Source organism: Mycolicibacterium sichuanense (assembly GCF_033741125.1).
Lineage (GTDB): Bacteria > Actinomycetota > Actinomycetes > Mycobacteriales > Mycobacteriaceae > Mycobacterium.
The window spans coordinates 524745-547119 of sequence record NZ_JAWQPU010000003.1 but is presented as its reverse complement, the minus strand read 5'-3'; the positions used below and the strand labels follow the sequence as shown (position 1 = coordinate 547119).

General features: G+C 69.1%; 23 protein-coding genes. 7 read left to right on the top strand and 16 right to left on the bottom strand.

Annotation, left to right across the window (positions count from 1 at the left end; translation table 11 throughout):
• The first annotated feature begins 14 nt into the window (after positions 1-14).
• Positions 15-1433 (top strand): class II fumarate hydratase, encoded by a 1419-nt coding sequence (locus SBI80_RS13040; protein WP_318975134.1) that lies wholly within the window; start codon positions 15-17, stop codon positions 1431-1433.
• A 56-nt stretch (positions 1434-1489) separates the two neighbouring features.
• Here the strand turns inward: SBI80_RS13040 and SBI80_RS13035 are convergent, their stop codons facing one another.
• The 6 genes from SBI80_RS13035 to SBI80_RS13010 all read right to left on the bottom strand — a co-directional run bounded on the left by SBI80_RS13035 (position 1490) and on the right by SBI80_RS13010 (position 8850).
• Positions 1490-2695, bottom strand: a complete 1206-nt coding sequence (locus SBI80_RS13035) for a cation:proton antiporter domain-containing protein (protein WP_318975132.1) — start codon at positions 2693-2695, stop codon at positions 1490-1492.
• Positions 2696-2702: 7 nt separating this feature from the next.
• Positions 2703-3578 (bottom strand): polysaccharide deacetylase family protein, encoded by an 876-nt coding sequence (locus SBI80_RS13030; protein ID WP_318975131.1) that lies wholly within the window; start codon positions 3576-3578, stop codon positions 2703-2705.
• 86 nt (positions 3579-3664) lie between these two features.
• Positions 3665-4978: an RNA 5'-3' helicase PhoH2 gene (phoH2, locus tag SBI80_RS13025; protein ID WP_318975260.1), complete on the bottom strand. Its 1314-nt coding sequence runs from the start codon at positions 4976-4978 to the stop codon at positions 3665-3667.
• A 225-nt stretch (positions 4979-5203) separates the two neighbouring features.
• A complete protein-coding gene (locus SBI80_RS13020) occupies positions 5204-6031 on the bottom strand; it encodes an acyl-ACP desaturase (RefSeq protein ID WP_318975129.1) in 828 nt (275 codons plus the stop codon).
• Between the two features lie 67 nt (positions 6032-6098).
• Positions 6099-7562 (bottom strand): glycine hydroxymethyltransferase, encoded by a 1464-nt coding sequence (locus SBI80_RS13015; RefSeq protein ID WP_318975127.1) that lies wholly within the window; start codon positions 7560-7562, stop codon positions 6099-6101.
• A gap of 55 nt (positions 7563-7617) precedes the next feature.
• On the bottom strand, positions 7618-8850 hold the full coding sequence (locus SBI80_RS13010; protein WP_318975125.1) for a DUF885 domain-containing protein: 1233 nt from the start codon (positions 8848-8850) through the stop codon (positions 7618-7620).
• Positions 8851-8912: 62 nt separating this feature from the next.
• Here SBI80_RS13010 and coaA point away from each other — a divergent pair, with 62 nt between their 5' ends.
• Positions 8913-9851, top strand: coding sequence for a type I pantothenate kinase (gene coaA, locus SBI80_RS13005; protein ID WP_318975123.1), 939 nt, complete (start codon positions 8913-8915; stop codon positions 9849-9851).
• Positions 9852-9856: 5 nt separating this feature from the next.
• On the opposite strand, the gene SBI80_RS13000 is transcribed toward coaA, so the two are convergent.
• From SBI80_RS13000 to SBI80_RS12985, 4 genes are all read right to left on the bottom strand, one after another.
• Entirely contained in the window at positions 9857-10267 is a 411-nt protein-coding gene (locus SBI80_RS13000; RefSeq protein ID WP_318975121.1) for a hypothetical protein, read from the bottom strand.
• Positions 10268-10381: 114 nt separating this feature from the next.
• Positions 10382-10792, bottom strand: a complete 411-nt coding sequence (locus tag SBI80_RS12995; protein WP_318975120.1) for a hypothetical protein — start codon at positions 10790-10792, stop codon at positions 10382-10384.
• Between the two features lie 98 nt (positions 10793-10890).
• Entirely contained in the window at positions 10891-12255 is a 1365-nt protein-coding gene (locus SBI80_RS12990; protein WP_318975119.1) for a hypothetical protein, read from the bottom strand.
• A gap of 20 nt (positions 12256-12275) precedes the next feature.
• Positions 12276-13073 carry a (2Z,6E)-farnesyl diphosphate synthase gene (locus tag SBI80_RS12985; RefSeq protein ID WP_318975117.1) on the bottom strand — a complete coding sequence of 266 codons (798 nt, stop codon included), beginning with the start codon at positions 13071-13073 and terminating at the stop codon, positions 12276-12278.
• Between the two features lie 56 nt (positions 13074-13129).
• Between SBI80_RS12985 and trhA the strand changes: the two genes are divergently transcribed.
• The gene (gene trhA, locus SBI80_RS12980) at positions 13130-13876 is read left to right on the top strand and encodes a PAQR family membrane homeostasis protein TrhA (protein WP_318975115.1); all 747 of its coding nucleotides are present in this window, start codon (positions 13130-13132) and stop codon (positions 13874-13876) included.
• Between the two features lie 15 nt (positions 13877-13891).
• On the opposite strand, the gene SBI80_RS12975 is transcribed toward trhA, so the two are convergent.
• From SBI80_RS12975 to mca, 4 genes are read right to left on the bottom strand one after another with little or no spacing between them, the layout of a single operon-like run.
• Entirely contained in the window at positions 13892-14266 is a 375-nt protein-coding gene (locus SBI80_RS12975; protein ID WP_318975113.1) for a nuclear transport factor 2 family protein, read from the bottom strand.
• A gap of 10 nt (positions 14267-14276) precedes the next feature.
• Positions 14277-16301 carry a thioredoxin domain-containing protein gene (locus tag SBI80_RS12970; protein WP_318975259.1) on the bottom strand — a complete coding sequence of 675 codons (2025 nt, stop codon included), beginning with the start codon at positions 16299-16301 and terminating at the stop codon, positions 14277-14279.
• Positions 16291-16578 (bottom strand): hypothetical protein, encoded by a 288-nt coding sequence (locus SBI80_RS12965; protein ID WP_318975111.1) that lies wholly within the window; start codon positions 16576-16578, stop codon positions 16291-16293. Before SBI80_RS12965 ends, SBI80_RS12970 begins: the two co-directional genes overlap by 11 nt.
• Complete coding sequence (mca, locus tag SBI80_RS12960) at positions 16575-17441, bottom strand: mycothiol conjugate amidase Mca (protein ID WP_318975108.1); 867 nt, start codon at positions 17439-17441, stop codon at positions 16575-16577. Before mca ends, SBI80_RS12965 begins: the two co-directional genes overlap by 4 nt.
• A gap of 130 nt (positions 17442-17571) precedes the next feature.
• Between mca and SBI80_RS12955 the strand changes: the two genes are divergently transcribed.
• From SBI80_RS12955 to SBI80_RS12945, 3 genes are all read left to right on the top strand, one after another.
• Positions 17572-17994 carry a DUF4307 domain-containing protein gene (locus tag SBI80_RS12955; RefSeq protein WP_318975106.1) on the top strand — a complete coding sequence of 141 codons (423 nt, stop codon included), beginning with the start codon at positions 17572-17574 and terminating at the stop codon, positions 17992-17994.
• A 201-nt stretch (positions 17995-18195) separates the two neighbouring features.
• Positions 18196-18687, top strand: a complete 492-nt coding sequence (gene greA, locus SBI80_RS12950; RefSeq protein WP_318975105.1) for a transcription elongation factor GreA — start codon at positions 18196-18198, stop codon at positions 18685-18687.
• Positions 18688-18729: 42 nt separating this feature from the next.
• On the top strand, positions 18730-19392 hold the full coding sequence (locus SBI80_RS12945) for a GOLPH3/VPS74 family protein (protein ID WP_318975104.1): 663 nt from the start codon (positions 18730-18732) through the stop codon (positions 19390-19392).
• On the opposite strand, the gene SBI80_RS12940 is transcribed toward SBI80_RS12945, so the two are convergent.
• Positions 19378-20556 (bottom strand): cystathionine gamma-synthase, encoded by a 1179-nt coding sequence (locus tag SBI80_RS12940; protein ID WP_318975102.1) that lies wholly within the window; start codon positions 20554-20556, stop codon positions 19378-19380. The two genes, SBI80_RS12945 and SBI80_RS12940, sit on opposite strands and share 15 nt — an antisense overlap.
• A 56-nt stretch (positions 20557-20612) precedes the next feature.
• On the opposite strand from SBI80_RS12940, the gene SBI80_RS12935 reads away from it, so the two are divergent.
• Positions 20613-21791 (top strand): acyl-CoA dehydrogenase family protein, encoded by a 1179-nt coding sequence (locus SBI80_RS12935; RefSeq protein ID WP_318975100.1) that lies wholly within the window; start codon positions 20613-20615, stop codon positions 21789-21791.
• Here the strand turns inward: SBI80_RS12935 and SBI80_RS12930 are convergent.
• Positions 21775-22284: an Rv1078 family RDD domain-containing protein gene (locus SBI80_RS12930; RefSeq protein WP_318975098.1), complete on the bottom strand. Its 510-nt coding sequence runs from the start codon at positions 22282-22284 to the stop codon at positions 21775-21777. The genes SBI80_RS12935 and SBI80_RS12930 overlap by 17 nt on opposite strands.
• Between the last annotated feature and the right edge of the window lie 91 nt (positions 22285-22375).

Genomic DNA, 22375 nt, shown 5'->3' with positions numbered 1-22375 from the left:
GAACAGGGAGCACAATGGCCGACAGCGTTGTCGAGAACGACACCGAATACCGCATCGAGCACGACACCATGGGCGAGGTCCGGGTGCCCAAGAGTGCCCTGTGGCGTGCTCAGACGCAGCGCGCGGTGGAGAACTTCCCGATCTCGTTCCGGCCGCTGGAGCGCACCCAGATCCGAGCGCTCGGCCTGCTCAAGGGTGCCTGCGCGCAGGTCAACAAGGACCTGGGCCTGCTCGCACCGGAGAAGGCCGACGCCATCATCGCCGCCGCCGGCGAGATCGCCGACGGCCTGCACGACGACCAGTTCCCGATCGACGTCTTCCAGACCGGCTCGGGCACCAGCTCGAACATGAACGCCAACGAGGTGATCGCGAGCATCGCCGCCGCCAACGGCGTCACCGTGCACCCCAACGACGACGTGAACATGTCGCAGAGCTCCAACGACACCTTCCCGACCGCCACCCACATCGCCGCCACCGAAGCCGCTGTGCGGCACCTCATTCCGGCGCTGGAGATCCTGCACGAGTCGCTTGGCAACAAGGCCAGGCAGTGGCGCAGCGTCGTCAAGTCCGGTCGCACCCACCTGATGGATGCGGTGCCGGTGACCCTCGGCCAGGAGTTCGGCGGCTATGCCCGTCAGATCGAGGCGGGCATCGAGCGGGTCAAGGCGACACTCCCCCGGCTCGGCGAGCTGGCGATCGGCGGCACGGCCGTCGGCACCGGACTCAACGCCCCGGACGGATTCGGCGCCAAGGTGGTCGAGGTCCTCGTCGACCAGACCGGGATCGCCGAATTGCGCACCGCAGCAGACTCGTTCGAGGCGCAGGCGGCGCGCGACGGCCTCGTCGAGGCGTCCGGCGCGCTGAAGACCATCGCCGCGTCGCTGACCAAGATCGCCAACGACGTGCGGTGGATGGGCTCCGGCCCGCTGACCGGCCTGGGCGAACTGCAGCTCCCCGACCTGCAGCCGGGCAGCTCGATCATGCCGGGCAAGGTCAATCCCGTTCTGCCGGAAGCAGTTACGCAGGTCGCCGCCCAGGTGATCGGCAACGACGCCGCCGTCACGGTCGGCGGGCTGTCCGGCGCCTTCGAGCTCAACGTCTACATCCCGATGATGGCGCGCAACGTGCTGGAGTCCTTCACGCTGCTGTCCAACGTGTCGAAGCTGTTCGCCGAGCGGTGCATCGACGGCCTGGTCGCCAACGAGGCGCACCTGCGTGAGATGGCCGAGTCCTCGCCGTCGATCGTCACCCCGCTGAACTCGGCGATCGGCTACGAGGAGGCCGCCAAGGTCGCCAAGGAAGCCCTCAAGGAGCGCAAGACGATTCGGCAGACCGTCATCGACCGCGGCCTGATCGGCGAGAAGCTGTCCGAGGAGGAGCTCGACAAGCGCCTCGACGTGCTGAAGATGGCCAAGGTCAAGGACGGCGACTAACCCCCTTCCCCACGAACAGACGTAGACGGCCCTTGAATCCCCGGATCGAGGGCCGTCTACGTCTGCTCGGCGGGGGTGGCGCGCAATGCCTTGATGCCGGGCCACGTCGCCGCGCTGTGCACCACCAGGCTCAGCGTCACGGTCACGGCGACCACCTGGACGATCAGCGTCTGCTGTTCGATCTGACCGCGCTCGACGACCAGCAGCCCCAGCACCAGCGTGCCGATGCCCCGTGGCCCGAACCATCCGACGAACATGCGGCTGCGGACCGGTAGGTCGCTGCGGATCAGGGCCAGGTTCACCGCCACCAGGCGGACCGCGAACACGGCCAGCACCGCGAACAGCACCACCTGCCAGCTCGCCTTGCTCCAGCCGTCGATCACCGCATAACCGCCGAACATCGCGAACACGACGAGTTCCAGGAGTTGACCCGCCGCATCCGACACCGCCGTGTCGGGCCGGTAGCCGGCCCGCTTGGCCATGAACGCGAACGCCAGACCGCCGGCGAACGCGGCGACGAAACCACTGCCGTGCAGGCCTTCACCCACCTGGAAGCACGCGATCGCGACGGCGAGCGTGGCCAGCTGCCCCCACGTCCCACTCATCCACTCGCGCTGACGCGACCACCCGATCAGCAGCCCGCCGAGCGCGCCGATCGCCAGCCCCACGCCCACCGACACCACCTCGGTGCGCAGCAGGAACATCGTCCAGCGCATCGAATCCGGATCGGTGCGCTCGGAGGCCAGGGCCAGCGCCGCGAGCAGGGCCGCCAGCGCGAAGCCGTCGTAGAAGCCACTCTCGGCGGACAGTGCGTGGCGAACGTCCTCCGGAATGCGCCGGTCCTCGAGCAGCGCGTCGATCAGCGCCACCTCCGTCGGGGCGACGATCGCCGCCAGGCAGACCGCCTCCCACACCGGCATCACGGGAAACAGCAGCAGCGCGGTCAACGTGCCGAGCCCCAAGGCCAGCGGGATGCCGATCACCAACAGCCGGAACGTGATTCCGCGGCGCCGGACCACTGCAACGAAGTCGAGTTCGGCGGCCTGGTTGAACAGAATGACGGTCAGCGCCAGCTGCGCGACGACGATGAAGCTGGTGGCGTCGGTGCCCACGTCGACCACGTCTAGGAGGTAGGGCCCCAGCACGATCCCGAACACGACGAACACCAGGGCCGGCGCCACGTACCAGCGCCGGATCAGCCCCGACACCACGGCATAGCAGAGCACCAGGACGGTCAGGACCAACGCGGTGCTGGAGTGCATGACGCCGTCAAGCGCCGTTGTTGACGCCGCCGGAGTTCGCCCCCGGAATGTCGGTGATCGGAATGTTCGGCATGGGCGCCGGCGATGGCGTGTTGGGCAGCGACGGAATCTCCGCGGGCGGGATGTCGGTCAGTTGGTTGGCGGGCGGGCCGTTGTCGCGGCTGCCGTAGCTGGAGCCCGGCGCCCGCGGCCCGAGCATCTGCGTGACCGTCACCATGTGATAGCCGTTGGCCTTGAGGACCGGGATGAACTGTTCGACCAGGTCGACCGTCGACGAATAGGTGTCGTGGAACAGCACCACCGAGTTCGGCTTGATCTGCGTCATCAGCATGTAGCGAGTGGCGGCGGTGTTGGCGTCGTTGGCCCAGTCGAACGGGATGACGTCCCAGTTGATGTCGGCCAGCCCCTGCTTGCCGGCCTCGGCGAGCACCTGGTCGTTGATCAGCCCGCCGGCCGTGCGCACCAGCTTGGGACGCTGGCCCGTCGCCGCCTCGATGGCGTCACTGGCCTTGCTGAACTGGGCGGGGACGTCCTCCGGCGGAATGGTCGTCATGTTGGGGTGTTCCCAGGTGTGCTGCCCCAGTTCCATGCCCGCCTCGACGACGTGCCTTGCCCCTTCGGGATTGGCCGCCACCTTGTTGCCGATTTCGAAGAAGGTCGCCTTGGCGTCGTTGTCCTGCAGGATCTTCAGCAACCGGTCGGTGTAAGGGCTCGGGCCGTCGTCGAACGTCAGCGCGATGCACTTGTACTCGGCGCAGTTCACTTCGTCGGCCTTGGCAACGTGGCCCGTCAGGCTGCCGATCACGACCACGGCGACGCCGACGCACACGCCGATCACCACACGCCAGTAAGTCCACGAGGACGTCTCGGGCCGCTTTCGCACGATGGCAGCCTACCGACCGAGCCTGACTCTGCGTTCACGGCGACGACGTTGGAGTGCCGCGCGCCGTGAACGCAGAGTCGAGGCCGTCACGGCAGGGCGCCGGGGCTGAACTCCTCGAGCATCTCGGTGACCAGCGCGGCGATCGGCGATCTTTCACTGCGCAACAGCGTGATGTGGGCGAACAGCGGATGCCCCTTGAGCTTCTCGATGACCGCGGCCACGCCGTCGTGCCGCCCGACCCGCAGGTTGTCGCGCTGGGCGACGTCGTGGGTCAGCACCACGCGCGACCCGGCGCCCAGCCGGGAGAGCACCGTCAGCAGGACGTTGCGCTCCAGCGACTGCGCCTCGTCGACGATCACGAACGAGTCGTGCAGCGAACGGCCGCGGATGTGGGTCAGCGGCAGCACCTCGAGCATGCCGCGAGCGTGCACCTCCTCGAGCACCGCCGGGCTGGCGAGTCCCTCGAGGGTGTCGAAGACGGCCTGCGCCCAGGGCCCCATCTTCTCGCTCTCGCTGCCGGGCAGATAGCCGAGATCCTGGCCGCCGACCGCATACAGCGGCCGGAAGACGACGACCTTGCGCTGCGTGCGGCGCTCCAGCACGGCTTCCAGACCCGCGCACAGGGCGAGGGCGGACTTGCCGGTGCCGGCCTTGCCGCCGAGCGAGACGATGCCGACGGACTCGTCGAGCAGCAGATCGAGGGCGACGCGCTGTTCGGCTGACCTTCCCCGGAGGCCGAACACTTCGCGATCACCGCGGACCAGCTGCACCCGCTTCTCGGCGTTCACCCGGCCCAGCGCCGACGACGTCCCGCTGAGCAGGCGAACGCCGGTGTGGCAGGGCAGGTTCCGCGCCTCCTCGAGGTCGACCTCGCCGTCGTTGAACAGCGTGTCGATGTCCTCGGCCGAGACGTCGACCTCGTCCATGCCGGTCCAGCCGGAGGTGACGACGTCCTGCGCGTGGTACTCGTCGGCGGCAAGGCCGACGGCGCCGGCCTTGACCCGCAGCGGGATGTCCTTGCTGACGAGCGTGACGTGCTTGCCCTCGGCGGCGAGGTTGGCCGCCACGGTCAGGATGCGCGCGTCGTTGCTGTCGTTGCGAAAGCCCGATGGCAGGACGTTCGGATCGCTGTGGTTGAGCTCGACCTGGAGCGTGCCGCCCTGCGTCCCAATGGGAATGGGCTGATCGAGGCGTCCGTGTTCGAGTCGCAGGTCGTCGAGCATCCGGAGCGCCTGGCGGGCGAACCACCCCAACTCGTGGTGATGCCTCTTGGCCTCCAATTCACTGATGACGACGAGTGGAACCACCACTTCGTGCTCGGCGAACCGGGTGCAGGCCCACGGGTCGGACAGCAGTACGGAGGTGTCGAGCACGTAGGTCCTCTTGGAAGACCCGTCCATGTCAGTCACGCGGCGCTCCTAGGCCCGTGCGGCACCGCACGAACTCCCTCGGTGGATACCGCGGTACCAGGACCGGGGCCGGTCCCCTCTTCGTCGAAACGACGGGTACCGCCCGGATAGCAGAGCATGTCGGCCATCGAAAACGACGCTACCCCCGCGGCGAGGAATGCGCCGGGCAGGCGCGCCGGGATCGGCTCGTGACCAATCGGTTAACTCACCGGCCGGCTACTTGGCGACGAATTCCGCCAGCTCGGGGGCGTCTGCGACACCCCAGTCGGCGATGCGGTCGGAGATGACCGCGCGCAGGGCGGCGTCGTCGAAGATGCCTGCCTCGGCAACCACTCGCACCTTGTCCTGGTAGGCGTCGATGTCGGCGCCGATGGCCTCGAAGGCGGCGGCCCTCGAGGCGATCGCGGCGATGGTCTCGTCGCGCTTGGTCGTCAGGCAGTGGGCGACGAGGTTGGCGAAGAACTCCTCGTGGCGCTCCTCGTCCTTGGCGATCCGGCCGACCATCCGCTGCAGCACCGGCTCGCCGATCTGCGCCTCGAGGTTGCGGCTGAACACGGCGTGGGCGCGCTCGAGCAGCGCCATGAACACCAGCGTCTCGATCTGGCTGTACGAGTCGGCGCGGTAGCCCTTCATCACGTGGGCGACGCGGACGTCCTCGTTTGCGCTGGGATCGATCTCCCGGGTGACGACGAGGTAGTTGCGCAACGCGACGGCGTGCAGGTGCTCCTCGGCGGTCCAGCGGCCCAGCCAGCGGCCCCACTTCTCGTCGAGGATGAAGTGCTCGACGAGCTCGCGGTGGTAGCCGGCGAGGTTGTCCTTGGTGATGAGCAGGATCTCCAGCGCGTCGGTGACCGGCTTGGGCAGGGTCACCGAGGACTCGTCCCAGTCCTTGCCGCCGAGGAAGGCGAAGTTCTCGCCCTGGTCGAACGGCACGTAATCGTGCGCGTACCAGAGTTCCTCGGTCGCGATGTGGCGCGACAGGTTTTCCTTGACGACGGGTTCGAGTTCCAGCGTCAGCGCGTTGGCTACGGGCTTCTGTGCCATGAAACTAACTGTAACCCCTGGACACAGATTCTTGGAAATCGGGGCGGCGTGTCTTGCACCCGGTCCGTTACAGGGTCAGCCCCGGGTACAGCGGGTTGGCCGTGAGCAGCTCGGCGGCCGCGGCGTGCACCCGGTCGGCGGTGCCGTCGGCCAGCGTGTACTTGGCCTTCGACGATCCATCGGGCTGGGTGTTGCTCAGGACGTCCACCACCAGCTCGGCGACCCGGTCGAAGTCGGCCGGACCGAACCCGCGGCTGGTCAGCGCCGGCGTGCCGAAGCGGATGCCGCTGGTGTACCAGGCGCCGTTGGGGTCGGCGGGGATCGAGTTGCGGTTGGTGACGACGCCGGAGTCCAGCAGCGCCGACTCGGCTTGTCGCCCGGTCAGCCCGAACGACGTCACGTCGAGCAGCACGATGTGGTTGTCCGTGCCGCCGGTGACCAGGCGCGCGCCACGACGGAGGAAGCCCTCGGCCAGCGCCTTGGCGTTGTCGGCGATGCGCTGCGCGTACTCCCGGAACGACGGCTGCCTGGCCTCGGCGAGCGCAACGGCCTTGGCGGCCATGACGTGCGACAGCGGGCCGCCGAGCACCATCGGGCAGCCCTTGTCGACCGCACCGGAGTACTCCTCGGTGGCCAGCACCAGACCGCCGCGCGGGCCACGCAGCGACTTGTGCGTCGTGGTCGTGGTGACGTGGGCGTGGGGCACCGGGTCCTCGTCGCCGGTGAACACCTTGCCCGCGACCAGCCCGGCGAAGTGCGCCATGTCCACCATGAAGGTGGCACCCACCTCGTCGGCGATCTCGCGCATCTTGGCGAAGTTGACCCGGCGCGGGTAGGCCGAGTAGCCGGCCACCAGGATCAGCGGCTTGAACTCGCGCGCGGCCGCCGCGATGGCGGCGTAGTCCAGCAGGCCGGTCTCCGGGTCGGTGCCGTAGCTGCGCTGGTGGAACATCTTGCCGGAGATGTTGGGCCGGAAGCCGTGGGTGAGGTGGCCACCGGTGTCCAGCGACATGCCCATCAGGCGCTGGTTGCCCATCTTGGCGCGCAGCGTCTCCCAGTCGGCCTCGGACAGGTCGTTGACGTTCTTGGCGCCGAGCTCGGCCAGCCCGGGGGTCTCGATCCGGGTCTGCAGGATGGCCCAGTAGGCGACCAGGTTGGCGTCGATGCCGGAGTGCGGCTGCGCGTAGGCGTAGGGCGCACCGAACAGCTCGCGGGCGTGCTCGGCGGCCAGCGACTCGACGGTGTCGACGTTCTGGCATGCGGCGTAGAAGCGGTGCCCGATGGTGCCCTCGGCGTACTTGTCGGAGAACCAGGTGCCCATGGTCAGCAGCACCGCCGGGGAGGCGTAGTTCTCACTGGCGATCAGCTTGAGCGAATCACGCTGATCGGCAAGCTCTTTGCGGGTGGCATCGGCGATGCGCGGCTCGACGGACTCGATGACCTTCAACGCCGCGACATACGCGGCGCTCGCGGTCTCGGCGTACTCGGCGCCCAACGCGGGAACGGGGCTTGTCACGGGCTCAGCGGTCATGGTGTCCAGCCTAAACCGCCGGGCCAGCCGGCTCGAAACGCCGCTCCCCGATCCCTCACGCAGCTCGCAACGCCGACGGGATCAACGGCTCGTCGAGCAGTCGGCGGAACCGGTCGGTCAGGGGCACCTCGGCGGGGCGGGCATCGAGCCAGGCCCGCAGCAGCCGGTACCCCTCGACGTAGGTGCTGGTGTAGGCCCGCCACAGCGGGGAGGACAGGAAGCGCAACGACTGCCGCGCCCGCGTGTCGCTGGTGAGCTGCCACTTCTGCAGGAAGGCCACCACGTCGTCGACGTCGCGGTGTTCGTCGTGCAGCATCAGCGCGGCGTCCTGGCGGACGTCGGCCAGCTCGGCCGCGGCCTGGGACACGGCCACCGCGCGGTCGCCGTCGAAGCGCAGGCCGAGGTCGGCGTAGATCTCCGCCGCCCAGGCGCCCCACCCGCCCTTGACCCCCGTCGCTTCGCTCGCCCCGTCGCCCACGGCCGCGTACAGCGCCAGGTCCGCCAATCCCTCTGCCATCAGGCACTGCGGGGTGTTGACCAGGAAGATGGTCTGCTCGGCGTGGCCGTCGCGGGCCACCAGGCCGGCCTCCTTGCGGCAGTGCTCGGTGTGGTGACCGGGGTAGGACTCGTGGGCGACCAGCCGGGGCAGATTCGACATCTGCTGCTTGAGGTCGGCATTGACCGCGACGGTCGACCGGTAGTCGCCCTCGTAGTAGTTGAACCCCGACCACGGTTTGTCGGTGACCACCTCGTAGACGATGGTCTCCGACTCCGGCAGCGGGAAGTCCACGCGCACCCGGTCGCGCAGCGCGCTGGAGAACGCGTGAATGCAGTCCTCGAGCCGCTCCGGCGGGATCTCCTCGCCGGCACGGTAGGCCTGCATTCGGTCGGCGAGCGGGCCGGTACCACCGAGCGCCTCGTCGAGCTTGCGATGCGCCTCGAGATACCGCTCGGGATCACCCTTGACGATGTCGACGTCGAAATAGTCGCGCACCTCCTCGACGAACCCGACGTCCTCTCCGGCGAACTTGCGTCCCGCGCAAGCCAGCGCCCTCAGGTGCGCGGCCAGGTAGTCCGCCCGCTGCGGTTCGAGCCCGTCGGCGCCGGGCAGCTCGGCCAGCAAGTGCTGCGCCCGACGGGCCAGGTCCGCTGGATCGGGAGGCGGTTCCGCGGCGACCGCGGCCCGCAGCGCGGGGTCACCGGTGAACGCGTCGACGTAGCCCTCTTCGATTCGGTCGAACCTCAGACCGAGGAGCAAGTACTCGCGGATGACGGTGGTGGCGTCCATGCCCTCAACCGTAGGTGCAAGACTGTCCGTGGCGAGCGAAGCGACGGGGAAGTGTGGAGGCCATGGCGCGGACGAGCGAGCCGAGTCCATACGTCGAGTTCGACCGGAGTCAATGGCGCTCGCTGCGCATGTCGACTCCATTGAAGCTGACCGAGAGTGAAGTTCTCGGCCTTCGCGGTCTCGGCGAACAACTGGACCTGCTGGAAGTCGAAGAGGTCTACCTCCCGTTGGCCCGGCTGATCCACCTACAGGTCGCCGCGCGGCAGCGGCTGTTCGCCACCACCGCCGAGTTCCTCGGCGAGCCGCACCAGAACCCCGACCGTCCGGTGCCCTTCGTCATCGGGGTGGCGGGCAGTGTCGCCGTCGGCAAGTCCACCACCGCCCGCGTGCTGCAGGCGCTGCTGGCGCGCTGGGAGCACCACCCGCGCGTCGACCTCGTCACCACCGACGGCTTCCTCTATCCGAATGCCGAGCTCCTGCGACGAAACCTGATGCACCGCAAGGGCTTTCCCGAGAGCTACGACCGCCGCGGGTTGATGCGATTCGTCACGGCGGTCAAGTCGGGATCCGATCAGGTCAGCGCACCGGTCTACTCGCATCTGCTCTACGACATCGTCCCCGGCGAGAAGCTGGAGATCAAGCATCCGGACATCCTCATCCTCGAGGGTCTCAACGTGCTGCAGACCGGCCCCGCGCTGATGGTGTCGGACCTGTTCGACTTCTCGGTCTACGTCGACGCCCGCATCGAGGACATCGAGAACTGGTACGTTTCGCGGTTCCTGGCGATGCGCGCCGGCGCGTTCGCCGACCCGCAGTCGCACTTTCACCACTACTCGACGCTGACCGACGAACAGGCCGAGTTCGCGGCCCGCGACATTTGGAACTCGATCAACCGCCCCAACCTGATCGAGAACATCCTGCCGACCCGGCCTCGCGCAACCCTGGTGTTGCGCAAGGACGCCGACCACGCCATCAACCGACTGCGCCTGCGCAAGCTCTGAGCGGCTCAGAGGCGGCGCAGCCCCAGGTACTGCAGGTCGGCCATCACCAGCGTGTAGACGCCGCTGCCGAGGGTGAGTACGACGCCGAAGGTCGTCAACGGCCACACCCCGGCGAGCACGACAGCAACGGCGCCGACGGTGTACAGCACGTTGCCGGCGACTACCGCGATGCCAGGCATCCGCAGGTGCCGCATCGACGAAAGGCCGTACACCACCACGCCGTAGGCGACGAGGAAGACCGCCAGCGAGTACTCGACGGTGGCCGTGGTGCCCGACAGCTCGGCCATGCGGGGGGCCAGCGCAAGGCCGGCGACGCCCATGACGCCGCTGAGTACGGCGTCCAGGCGCATCGCGAAGCGCAGCAGTCCGTCGTTGGCGACGGAGGTGGAGCGGTTGGTGGAAGTGGTGGCGGTCATGCGGATTCCTTTCCTGGTGGGGTGAAACTCCTGATGGGGTGAAACGGTGAGGCCGGTGCGGGCCGCACGCCGTGACCTCTCGCGGGGTGCGGCCACGCGCCGGTTCGAAGGGGGTCACGCCAGACGGCGCACCCCGAGGTACTGCAGATCGGCCAGCGCGAGGGTGACGACGACCGTGGCGAGCAGCATCGCGACGCCGGCTCCGGTGAGCGGCAGCAGACCGGCCAGCAGGACGCAGACGCCTGCGACGGCGAAGCCCACGTTGGCGACGACGACCCCGATGCCGACGCGACGCACGCGCGGCACCGCAGCGAGCACGTACAGCGCGACGCCGTAGCCGACGAGCGCGGCGCCCGCGATCCACTCCGAGATGGCCGACAATCCGGACAGCCGCGCCAGTGGGTCGGCGGCCATCGCGACCAGCAGGCCGAGGCCGGCACACAGGGTGGCGTCGGCCCGCAATGCGAAGCGCAGCAGGGAGTCCGAGCTGTCGGACAGTGGCCGGGGGGTGAAGGTGGCGGTCATGGCGTGCTCCTCGACGCTGAGGGATGGACACCTCCGACGATGCTCACCAACCGCTGCCAGATCGACGCAGAACGCTGCCAATCACTGCCAGTCGCAGGTCAGAACGGGTGATTCGCCGGTGCGGGCGCGCCCCTCAGGTCGGCTGCGATGACGCGCGCCGCCGCGTTCTGCCAGTTGTGCAGCGAGCGCTGCGGCACCTCGGTGACGAACCACTGCCACGCCCGTTTGGCGACGGGATCCAGACCGGCGGCCGTCGCGTTCTGGGCGTAGGCCCGCACCCCCGCGACGTAGGGGAAGTACAGCGAGTTGTAGTGCCGCCACTGCTCGGTGACGCCGAATTCCGCGCCGTCGCGGGGCTTGAGCGCGGCGATCCGATCGGCCAGTAGGGCCCGCAGTTCGTTGGCGCGCTCGAGCGGCTGATCGGGCGCGCCGCGGCGGGCCAGGCGCTCGTCGATGACGGGCAGCGCGGTCAACGGACTGGCGACGAGCTTCGACAGATCCCCGTAGTGCCCAAGTGCCCGCCGGGTGAGCCGCACGAACGTCTGTTCGTCGACGCCGTCGAGGGGGTTCTGCATCCGCAGCGGCAGCGCGGCCTCGGTGCGCCGCAACGTCTCCCGGTCGGCCCGCAGCGTTGGCGACGACGAGAAGGCCAACCGGTCGAGCACCCCCGCGAGCGGATCGGCCAGCACGTTTATCCCGATCGCCACCGCCAGGGTGGTGAACAGCAGCACCGACAGCGCCGCGTGCTCATCGGTGACGGCCATCCCGACGAGCACCTGCCCGCCGAACAGCGTCGCGACGACCACGCTGCCGGTGAACGACCTCAGCATGTCCGCGCGCAGCGCCTGCCCCTCGTCGAAGGCATCCCACAGCGCGACGGCGACCCCGAGCATCAGCACGTCACACCCCGTCGACGCCAACGCCAGCCAGCTGGGCACCAACCCCAGCGGGATCACCAGGATCGCGTTGCCCAGCGCGAAGAACAGCGTCGCGACGACGGCCACGCCTCGCACCTGACGCGGTCCACGCCCACCCGCCAGCGCCCTGGCCATGGCGCCGAGGGTCGCGAGCGAGATCACCGCGACCATCACCCAGTGCCCGGCGCGTAGCGGCCCGTCGACCGATCCCGCCATCGCGGCGCCGGTCAGCGCCATGGCGGCGACCACCCCGATCAGCGCCAGCTCGCCAACCCGGGACCGCCACGTGTCCCCCGGTCGCGCGAGCTCCAGCAGCACGGCGACCCACGCGATGCCCGGCACGACCACCAGGTAGACCTCGACGTGGCTGAGTACCGCCGAGGACGACGCGCTGAGGTGCCGGACGGCGTCGAGCGCCACCACGACGGCGAAGCTGGTCAGCCCGATCGCCGCGAGGACGAGGACGGGTTTGCGGACGTCGCGCGCCAGCAGGTACAGCCCGAGCCACCAGCTCAGGGCGAATACCACTGCGGACATCGCAGCCACGTGCTCAGTCTGGCATGGAGTCAGTGACCGTAGCGACGGTCGCGCAGGGTGTAGTCGCGCAGCGCGCGCAGGAAGTCGACGTGCCGGAACGCGGGCCAGTGCGCTTCGGTGAACCACATCTCCGAATACGCGCTCTGCCACAGCAGGAAGCCCGACAGCCGCTGCTCACCGGAGGTCCTGATGACCAGATCGGGATCGGGCTGGCCGGAGGTGTAGAGGTTCTCCGAGATGGCCTCCACCGTCACCGCCTCGACGAGCTGCTCGGCGGTCGCACCGTTGGCGAGTTGTTTGCTCAGCAACGCGCGCACGGCGTCGACGATCTCCTGACGGCCGCCGTATCCGACGGCGACGTTGACGTGGAACGCGCCCGCGGGTGTCGTGCCGACGGTGCTGTCCACTGCGTCGCGCAGTCGCCGAGCGGACTCCTGGCCCAGCAGTTCGAGGTCACCGACCGTGCGCACGCTCCAGCGGTTGACCGGTGCGCAGATCTCCTCGACGACGTCGGTGATGATGCCGATGAGCGAGGCCAACTCGGCAGGATCGCGCTGCAGGTTCTCGGTGGACAGCAGGTACACCGTTGCCATCTCGACGCCGGCCTCCTGGCACCACCGCAGCATCTCGGCGATCTTGGCGGCGCCCATCCGGTAGCCGTAGCTGACGTCGTCGTGGCCTTCGTCACGCGCCCAGCGCCGGTTGCCGTCGCACAGCACGGCGATGTGCCTGGGCAGTTGGGATTTCGATTGCGCCAGCTGATGACGCAGCCGCATCTCGTAGAGCCGGTAGGCCGGTTCCTTGAGACGCGGGGGAATGAGTTCCACGATGATCCAGACTACTGTGACCTCCAGTGAGACCCATGCCAGATAGCGGAGGCAACATGGCCACTTCGGTCGACGAAGCCGATTCCGATCCGGTGGACGTCGGACGTCGGGAGGCCGAGGATCTACCGGAGGCGTTCGCCGACGGCGTCGCCCAGATCCTGGGCAGACCCAGAGCACGCGGCTGGATCCACCTCTACTCGGCCATCGTCGCGGTCGTCGCCGGTGCGGCGCTGGTGTCGGTGTCGTGGGCGCTGGAGGGCACCCGCGCCGGGCTGGCCACGTTGCTCTACACGTTCACCATCGTGGCGATGTTCGCCGTCAGCGCGACCTATCACCGGGTCACCTGGGTGTCGCCGAACAAGCGCAAGTGGATGAAGCGGCTCGACCACTCGATGATCTTCGTCTTCATCGCGGGCAGCTACACGCCGTTCGCCCTTCTGGCCCTGCCGTCGGAGCAGGGCATGGTGCTGTTCTGGATCGTCTGGGCCGGTGCCATCGCGGGTGTGCTGCTCAAGATGTGCTGGCCGTCGGCGCCCGCGTGGGTGGGCGTGCCGCTGTATCTGCTGCTCGGCTGGGTGGCCGCGTTCTTCATCGTGCCGATCATGCACGGTGCTGGTGTCGCCGCGTTGGTGCTGCTGGTCGTGGGCGGTGCGCTCTACAGCGTCGGCGGGGTGCTCTACGGGCTGAAGTGGCCCAACCCGTGGCCGACGACGTTCGGGCACCACGAGTTCTTCCACGCGTGCACGGCCGTCGCGGCGATCTGCCACTACATCGCGATGTGGTTCGCCGTCTTCCACGGCTGACCGCGCGGCCGGCGGTCAGAGCTGGGTGATGTTCTCCGGGCCCCAGTAGGCCTTCATCGAGGCAATCTTCGCCTCGTCGTCGAACGTCATCACACTGACGATGTCGATGCGCATCTTGCCGCCCTCGCCGAGGTCGAGCGTCAGCTTCCAGACGAACGCCGCCTCGTGACCGAGGGCGCGCAGCGTCACCACCTCGGTCTCGGCCTTGGCGCCGAGCACGGCCGAGTAGAAACCCCGGACAGCCTGGCGGCCGATGTGCACCTCGCCGCCGACCGGATCCTCGACGGTCGCGTCGTCGGTGTAGAGCTCGGCGATCTCGTCGGCCTTGCCCTGGGCGACGAGGTCGAGGTAGGTGTGGACGGTCTTGGCGTTGGCCTCTGCGCTCGACATGCGCCGCACGCTACACGCCCGCCCGCAGCGCGGTGACGAGTTCCCCGGCGGTCGTGACGGGCAGGCCGCAGACGTGCCCGCGACACACGTACGCGGCGTCCCGGCCACCGACGCGATCACGGTTGCGCAGCAACTCCGAGGAGTCCATCGGTCCCCCGATCACGACGGCTCCGCCAGGGGCCAATCTCCGCGCGGCGCGCAACAATTCAGAGTCTGCGGGGTCGCACGACACCGCGATCTGAATGGGCCCGCGCACGGCTGCCTCCGCGACCGCCAGCCAGTGCCCACCGGAGCGCGGCAGGCCCTCCAGGATCGGCGTCGCCGCCGCCAGCGACGCCTCGGCCGCCCCCGCGTAGCGGGCCGCCCGGTCAGCCGGGGCCAGGTGCGCGGCCAACTGCAGAGCCTCGGTGATCGACGCGGCGCCCGATGGGGTGGCGCCGTCGATCGGGTCCGCGGGTCGCACCATCAACCGTTCGGCGTCGTCGGCGGTGTCGAACCAGCGCCCCGCCCGGTCGGTGTCGGCGAAGTGCGCGAGCGCGACGTCGAGCAGGTCCGTCGCGACGGTCAGCCACCGATCCTCGGCCGTCATCTGATGCAGCGTCAGCAGCCCGGTGGCCAGTGCGCCATGGTCCTCGAGCGTGGCCGCCCCGGCGCCGACCCGACCGCCGAGGCTCACCCGCCGCAACCGCCCGTCGACGACGTGCAGGTCGACGATGGAGCGCGCGCATCGCGTTGCGGCGTCGAGCAATTCGGGCCGATCGAGCGCGACGGCCGCCTCGGCGAGCGCGGTGACGGCAAGGCCGTTCCACGCCGTGACGGCCTTGTCGTCGCGTCCGGGCTGCGGTCGCGAGCCCCGGGCCGCCAGCAATGCCGCGCGCACCCGCGCGAAGCGGGCCGCCTCACCGGGATCGCGCGGCAGCCGCAGCACCGAGCTGCCGGCCTCGAACGTGCCGGCCGCGGTCACCCCGAAGACGTCCGCGGCCCAGTCCCCGTCGGCCGCGCCGAGCACCTCCCGCAGCTGCGCGGGGGTCCACGCGTAGGTCAGCCCCTCCACCCCGTCGGCGTCGGCGTCGAGCGAGGAGGCGAACACGTCACCGTCGCGAAGGTCGCGGAGCAGGAAGTCCGCGGTCCCGCCGGCCACCTCTTGCGCCAGCGGATTTCCGGTGCGGCGGGCCCAGTGCGCATAGGCCCGCAGCAGCAGGGCGTTGTCGTAGAGCATCTTCTCGAAGTGCGGCACGATCCACGACGCATCGACGGAGTAGCGCGCGAACCCGCCGGCGAGTTGGTCGTAGATGCCCCCGCGAGCCATCGCCGCGCACGTCCGCTCGACGGTCGCGAGCACCGCGTCCTCGCCGGTGCGTTCGTGGGTCCGCAGCAGCGCCTCCAACAGTGCCGACGGCGGGAACTTCGGCGCACCGCCGAACCCTCCCCCGGCCACGTCCTCGTCGGCCAGCACGCCCGCGACCGCGTGATCGCACACCGCGGCACTCGGGGCCGGCCCACCGTCGGGCAACCCAGAAGCCATCGACCGCAGCTCGCGGAGGATCTCGTCGGAGGCACTCTCCACCTCTGCGCGGCGATGCCGCCAGGTGTCGATAACCGCAGCCAGCAGCTGCAAGAAGTCGGCCTTCGGGTAGTAGGTGCCGCAGAAGAACGGCCGCCCGTCGGGAGTCAGGAAGCACGTCATCGGCCAGCCGCCCCGACCGGTCAACGCGACGGTGGCGTTCATGTAGACGGCATCCAGATCGGGGCGCTCCTCGCGGTCGACCTTGATGCAGACGAAGCCGTCGTTCATCACCGCGGCGACCTCGTCGTCGGCGAAGGACTCGTGGGCCATCACGTGGCACCAGTGACACGCCGCATATCCGATCGACAACAGGATCGGGACGTCGCGCGCCTGGGCCTCGGCCAGCGCCTCTGGCACCCACTGCTGCCAGTGCACCGGGTTGTCGGCGTGCTGGCGCAGATAGGGGCTGGTGGCCGAGGCGAGCGAGGCGACGGGGAATCCGGAAGCCCCGAGGGTGTTAGCCGCCACCGTCCGGACGTCCACCGCCAGCGGCGACGTCGGGGTCACTCGGCAGGCCGACCGTGCCCTCGTCGACGGCCTGGTCCGGCTCGGGGCTCTCGGGGTCGAATGACTCGGGGAGCTTCTTGAGCTGCTTGTTCATCGACCAGACCAGCAGGAACGTGGCGATCAGCAGAATCACGACGACGACCAGCCCGAACGGGCTCGCCTTGCCGAAGTCGGGCCCGGTGTCGCGGGGCGTCTCGTCGGCGAGCAGCCCGGCAATGACGACGACGGCGTCAGTCACTGCTCGATCCCCGCGAACAGGTCGTCCTCGGGCAGCTTCACGGGCACCCGGGAGCGGGCCAGCTCGTACTCCTCGGTGGGCCACAGCCGCTGCTGCCACTCCATCGGGGTGGTGAAGAAGAAGCTCTTCGGGTCGATCTGGGTGGCATGCGCGAGCAATGCCTGGTCGCGCACCGGGAAGTACTTCGCGCACTCGATGGCGGTGGTGATGCGGCCGGCCACCACGTCGAGTTCGGGGTCCCAGTCCTTGAGCCACTTCTCGAACGGACCCACCTCGCCGTGCTTGGCGAATTCGTCCTGGAACGACTGCATGCGCCTGCGCAGGAAACCGTGGTTGTAGTACAGCTTCGAGACGCTCCACGGCGTGCCCGCGTCGGGGAAGAGCCGGTAGTCGGCGGCGGCCTCGTAGGCAGCGACCGACACCTCGTGGCAGCGAATGTGGTCGGGATGCGGGTAGCCGCCGTTCTCGTCGTACGTCGTCATCACGTGCGGCTTGAACTCGCGGATCAGCCGGACCAGGCGCTCGGTGGGCTCGGCCATCGGCACCAGCGCGAAGCAGCCCTCGGGCAGCGGCGGCAGCGGGTCGCCCTCGGGAAGCCCGGAATCGACGAAGCCCAACCACGTGTGCTCCACGCCGAGGATCTCCGCGGCCTTGGCCATCTCGTCACGGCGGATCTCGGCGATGCGCCCGTGCACCTCCGGCAGGTCCATCGCCGGGTTGAGGATGTCGCCCCGCTCACCGCCGGTCAGCGAGACGACCATGACGCGGGCGCCCTCGTCCACGTACTTGGCCATGGTGGCGGCGCCCTTGCTCGACTCGTCGTCGGGGTGGGCGTGCACCGCCATCAAACGCAGTTCGCTCACGTGTGCCTAACTTCTTCGGTACCTGGTCGTCACGGTTCAACCTCTTTGGGTGCCCCTATAGTTCCAGTCCTAGTCCGAGCATTCGAACTCAGACCCACGCAGACCGTCGCACGGAGGGGTGAAGCATCCCGTGATCGATCGCCCCGCCGCCCGTTACGGCCGGCAACGGCTCACCCCCCGGTCCCGGCGCCGGCTGACGGTGATCCTGTCTGCGGTGATCGTCGCGGCGGCACTCGCCCTCGCATTGGTCGCCTACCAGCGACTCGGAACCAGCGACGTCAAGGGCGAGCTGGGCGGCTATCAGATCCTCGACGGAGAGACGGTGCAGGTGACCATCAGCGTCACCCGCAAGGACCCGTCGCAACCGGTGGTGTGCATCATCCGCGCCCGGTCGATCGACGGAGCCGAGACCGGCCGCCGCGAAGTCCTGGTTCCGCCGTCGTCGCGGGATACGGTGCAGGTCACCTCGGTGGTGAAGTCGACGCGGACCCCGGTCGTCGGCGACGTATACGGCTGCGGATCCGACGTTCCGAATTACCTCGTCGCGCCCTGACGGCAACCAGCTGGCGAACGCCGAACAGCCAATACGTGAAGGATGCTGGTCCTCGCGGTGGTACGGTGGACCACGTACACGGTTCCGGATGGAGCCGTGTATTGCTGCTTTAACGCGCTGCTCAGCGCCTGCGATCGCGGCAATGCACGCACATACTTTCCCAAGCCCGACAGCGCGAGACGAAGACAGGAGCGCGACGACATGACTGATACCCAGGTCACCTGGCTGACCGAAGAGGCATTCGACCGGCTCAAGGCCGAGCTCGACCAGCTCATCGCCAACCGGCCCATCATCGCCGCCGAGATCAACGACCGCCGCGAGGAGGGTGACCTCCGCGAGAACGGCGGCTACCACCAGGCGCGTGAGGACCAGGGCCAGCAGGAAGCCCGGATCCGCCAGCTGCAGGAGCTGCTGAACAACGCCAAGGTCGGCGAGGCCCCCAAGCAGTCCGGCGTGGCCCTGCCCGGTTCGGTCGTCAAGGTCAAGTTCGTCGACGGCGGAGACGTCGAAACGTTCCTGATCGGGACGCGCCAGGAGGGCGTGACGGACGGCAAGCTCGAGGTCTACTCGCCGAGGTCCCCGCTCGGTGGCGCGATCATCGACGCCAAGGTCGGCGAGAAGCGCAGCTACGTCGTGCCCAACGGCAGCACCGTCGAGGTCGAGCTGCTCAGCGCGGAGCCGTACCACTCCTAGCCTGACCCCGCTGCCAACAGCCGGGTGATCTACGGTCCGTTCATGGCGCGGATCGCCGAAGACCTCTTCATGCTGCTGCTCGACAACGCGTCGGCGCAGCCTGCCCTCGAGCGCGGCCGCCGCGCCAGGGTGTTGGCTGCCGGGGTGCTGCTCGATCTCGCGTACGCCTGCCGCGTACGTCCCGCCGTCCCCGGTGACGGCGTCGCCTCCGGTCGGTTGATCGCGCTGCAGGCGGGCGGGCCCACCGACCCCGTCGTGGAACCCGCCTTCCAGTTGCTGCGCAGGCAGGCGCTGGCACCGTCGCGCGCGATCGCGAAGGTCGGCAGGCACGTTCAGGCCAGTCTCGAACTGCACCTGGAACGCCTCGGGCAGATCCGCCGGGTGCGGGCCGACACCAAGGGCTTCAGGTCTTCCGACGCGCTGCCCCTGACCCAGCGCGACCGGGTCGTCGCGGCGCGTACCGACCTGCTGTCGGCGCTGTTCGATCACCGGCCGCCCACTCCCGCGACCGCAGCGATCGTCACGGTGCTGCATGCAGCCGATGGTCTCGGGGCGCTGCTGAGCCTCAACGACCGGGGCTGGCGCTGGGTGCACTCCAGGGCCACCGAGATCGCCAGCGGCAGCTGGGTCGACGAATATCCGACTGCGCTGCCCGAGGTGAACCTCGCCGTCACCGCCTCGGCGTTGCGGTCAGCCCTGGCGTAGCGCCTGCTCGAGGTCGCCGAGCAGATCCGCGGCATCCTCGATCCCGACGGACAATCGGACCAGGTCGGCGGGCACCTCGAGCTGGGAACCCGCCGTCGATGCGTGCGTCATCGCCCCGGGATGCTCGATGAGCGATTCCACGCCGCCAAGCGATTCGGCCAGGATGAAGATCTCGGTGCGCGCGCACAGGCGTTGCGCCGCCTCGACGCCGCCCTTCAGCCGGGCCGACACCATCCCGCCAAAGCCCGACATCTGCCGCGCCGCCACGTCGTGGTTGGGGTGGCTGGGCAGCCCGGGATAGAGCACGGTCTCGACGGCCGGGTGCTCGACGAGGAAGCCGGCCACCAGTGCGGCGTTCTCGCTGTGCCGCTGCATGCGCAGGGGCAGCGTCTTGAGGCCACGCATGGTCAGGTAGGCATCGAACGGCCCCGGCACCGCGCCGGCGCCGTTCTGCAGGAACGCGAAGGCGTCGTCGAGCTGCTCGTCGTTGGTCACCAGCGCGCCGCCGACGACGTCGGAGTGCCCGCCGATGTACTTCGTCGTGGAGTGCAGGACGATGTCGGCGCCCAGCGCCAAGGGCTGCTGCAGCGCCGGAGAGGCGAACGTGTTGTCGACCAGGACCCGCACACCCGCGGACGAGGCCAGCTCCGCGATCCCGGCGATGTCGGCGATCGACAGCAGCGGGTTGGTCGGCGTCTCCACCCACACCAGGCGGGTGCTCGGCGTGATCGCGGCCCGCACGGCGGCGAGGTCGGACAACGCGACCGGCGTGTGCGTCACACCCCACTGGGTGAACACCTTGTCGATCAGGCGGAACGTACCGCCGTAGGCGTCGTCGGGGATGACGACGTGGTCCCCGGGGCGCAGCAGGGCCCGCAGCGCGCAATCGGTGGCGGCCATGCCCGACGCGAACGCCCGGCCGAAGGTGCCCCCCTCCACCGCGGCCAGGCTCTGCTCCAGGGCCGCGCGGGTCGGGTTGCCGGTGCGCGCGTACTCGAAGCCGCCGCGCAGTCCGCCGACACCGTCCTGGGCGAACGTCGAACTCGCATAGATCGGTGCGTTGACCGCACCGGTGGCGGGGTCGGGCCGGTAACCGGCATGGATCGCCCTGGTGGCCGGGCCGTAGGCGCGGTATGCATCTGCCTTGGAACGCTGCTCGCTCATCGTCGATCAGGGTAACGGTGCCCGGCGCGGCCCGGTCCCGGTGTAGAACGAATGGCATGGCTGCTTCTGGATCCATGACGATCGAAAACCTCCTCGACCTCGATTCGCTGCTGACACCGGAGGACCTGGAGCTGCGCACCATGGTCCGCCAGTTCGGTGAGCAGCGGCTGCGGCCGCACATCGCCGAGTGGTTCGAGAGCGGTGAGGTGCCGGTTCGCGATCTCGCGGTCGAGATCGGCAAGCTGGGCCTGCTCGGCATGCACCTGGAGGGCTATGGCTGCAGTGGCTCGTCGGCCACCGCGTACGGCCTGGTGTGCCAGGAGCTCGAAGCCGTCGACAGCGGCCTGCGCAGCCTGGTGTCGGTGCAGGGCTCGCTGGCGATGTTCGCCATCCACCGCTGGGGCAGCGAGGAGCAGCGCGAGCAGTGGCTGCCGGGCATGGCCGCCGGTGAGACGATCGGCTGCTTCGGCCTGACCGAGCCGGACTTCGGGTCCAACCCCGGCGGCATGCGCACGACGGCCCGGCGCGACGGATCCGACTGGGTGCTCAACGGTTCCAAGATGTGGATCACCAACGCCTCGATCGCCGACGTCGCGATCGTGTGGGCGCGCGCCGACGAGGGCGTCATCGGCTTCGCGGTGCCGACGTCGACGCCGGGGTTAAGCGCCAGGGAGATGACGCACAAGATGTCGCTGCGCGCGTCCGTCACCGGCGAGTTCAGCCTGGACGACGTCCGGTTGCCCGACGAGGCGAAACTGCCTGGCGCACGCGGCCTGTCGGGCCCGCTGGCGTGCCTGTCCGAGGCGCGGTTCGGCATCGTGTTCGGCGCCGTCGGGGCGGCGCGCGATTGTCTTGAGACGACGCTGGACTACGTCGGGACCCGCGAAGTGTTCGACAAGCCGCTGTCCGGTTACCAGCTGACCCAGGCCAAGATCGCGGACATGGCAGTGGAGTTGAGCAAGGCTCAGCTGCTGGCCCTGCACCTGGGCCGGCTCAAGGACGACGGGAAGATCAAGCCGGAGCAGGTCAGCGTCGGAAAGCTGAACAACGTCCGCGAAGCCATCAAGATTGCCCGCGAGTGCCGAACCCTGTTGGGTGCCAACGGGATTACGCTGGAATATCCCGTCATCCGGCATGCCAACAACCTCGAGTCGGTGCTGACCTACGAAGGCACCTCGGAGGTCCACCAGCTGGTGATCGGCGAGGCACTGACCGGGGTCAGCGCGTTTCGCTGACGCATACCGTCGACGACAGCTTGTCGGCGAACGTCTGATTCCTGCGATCCCACAGCGGCCACAGGTAGCCCAGACCCAACGTGAACAGGTCCAGCACGTGGGCCAGTTGGCGAACCAGGGACCGCCAGAACCCAATTGGCTCGCCCGTGCGCACGCCGACGACTCGGATCTTCAGCACGCTCTTGCCGAGGCTCGATCCCGTCGTACCCTGGCGGCGGCCGAGGTTCCAGACCGCGTAGCCGATCGTCGCGAGCCAGCAGAGCAGGAAGAACAGCTGTCCGATGGTGGTGACGTTCGTCGCGCACTGCGCGCCGATGTCGCGGACGGCCGGGTCGCCATCGCAGGCACGGTTGCGGGTCAGCCACATCAGCGCCAGCGCCACCAGGGCCACCGCGACGACTGGCAGGGCGTCGATGACGGCAGCACCGACACGGCGCGGCCACGACGCGTAGCGCGCCACGTCGTCCTGGGTCGTCACACCGTCTACTGCCACGGCAGTTCCTGGACTTGGCGTCTCACGTCACGAAGCTACCGAACGAACGTGCCGTCCGCCCGCACGTGGCGGGCGGACGGCACGTCCTCGT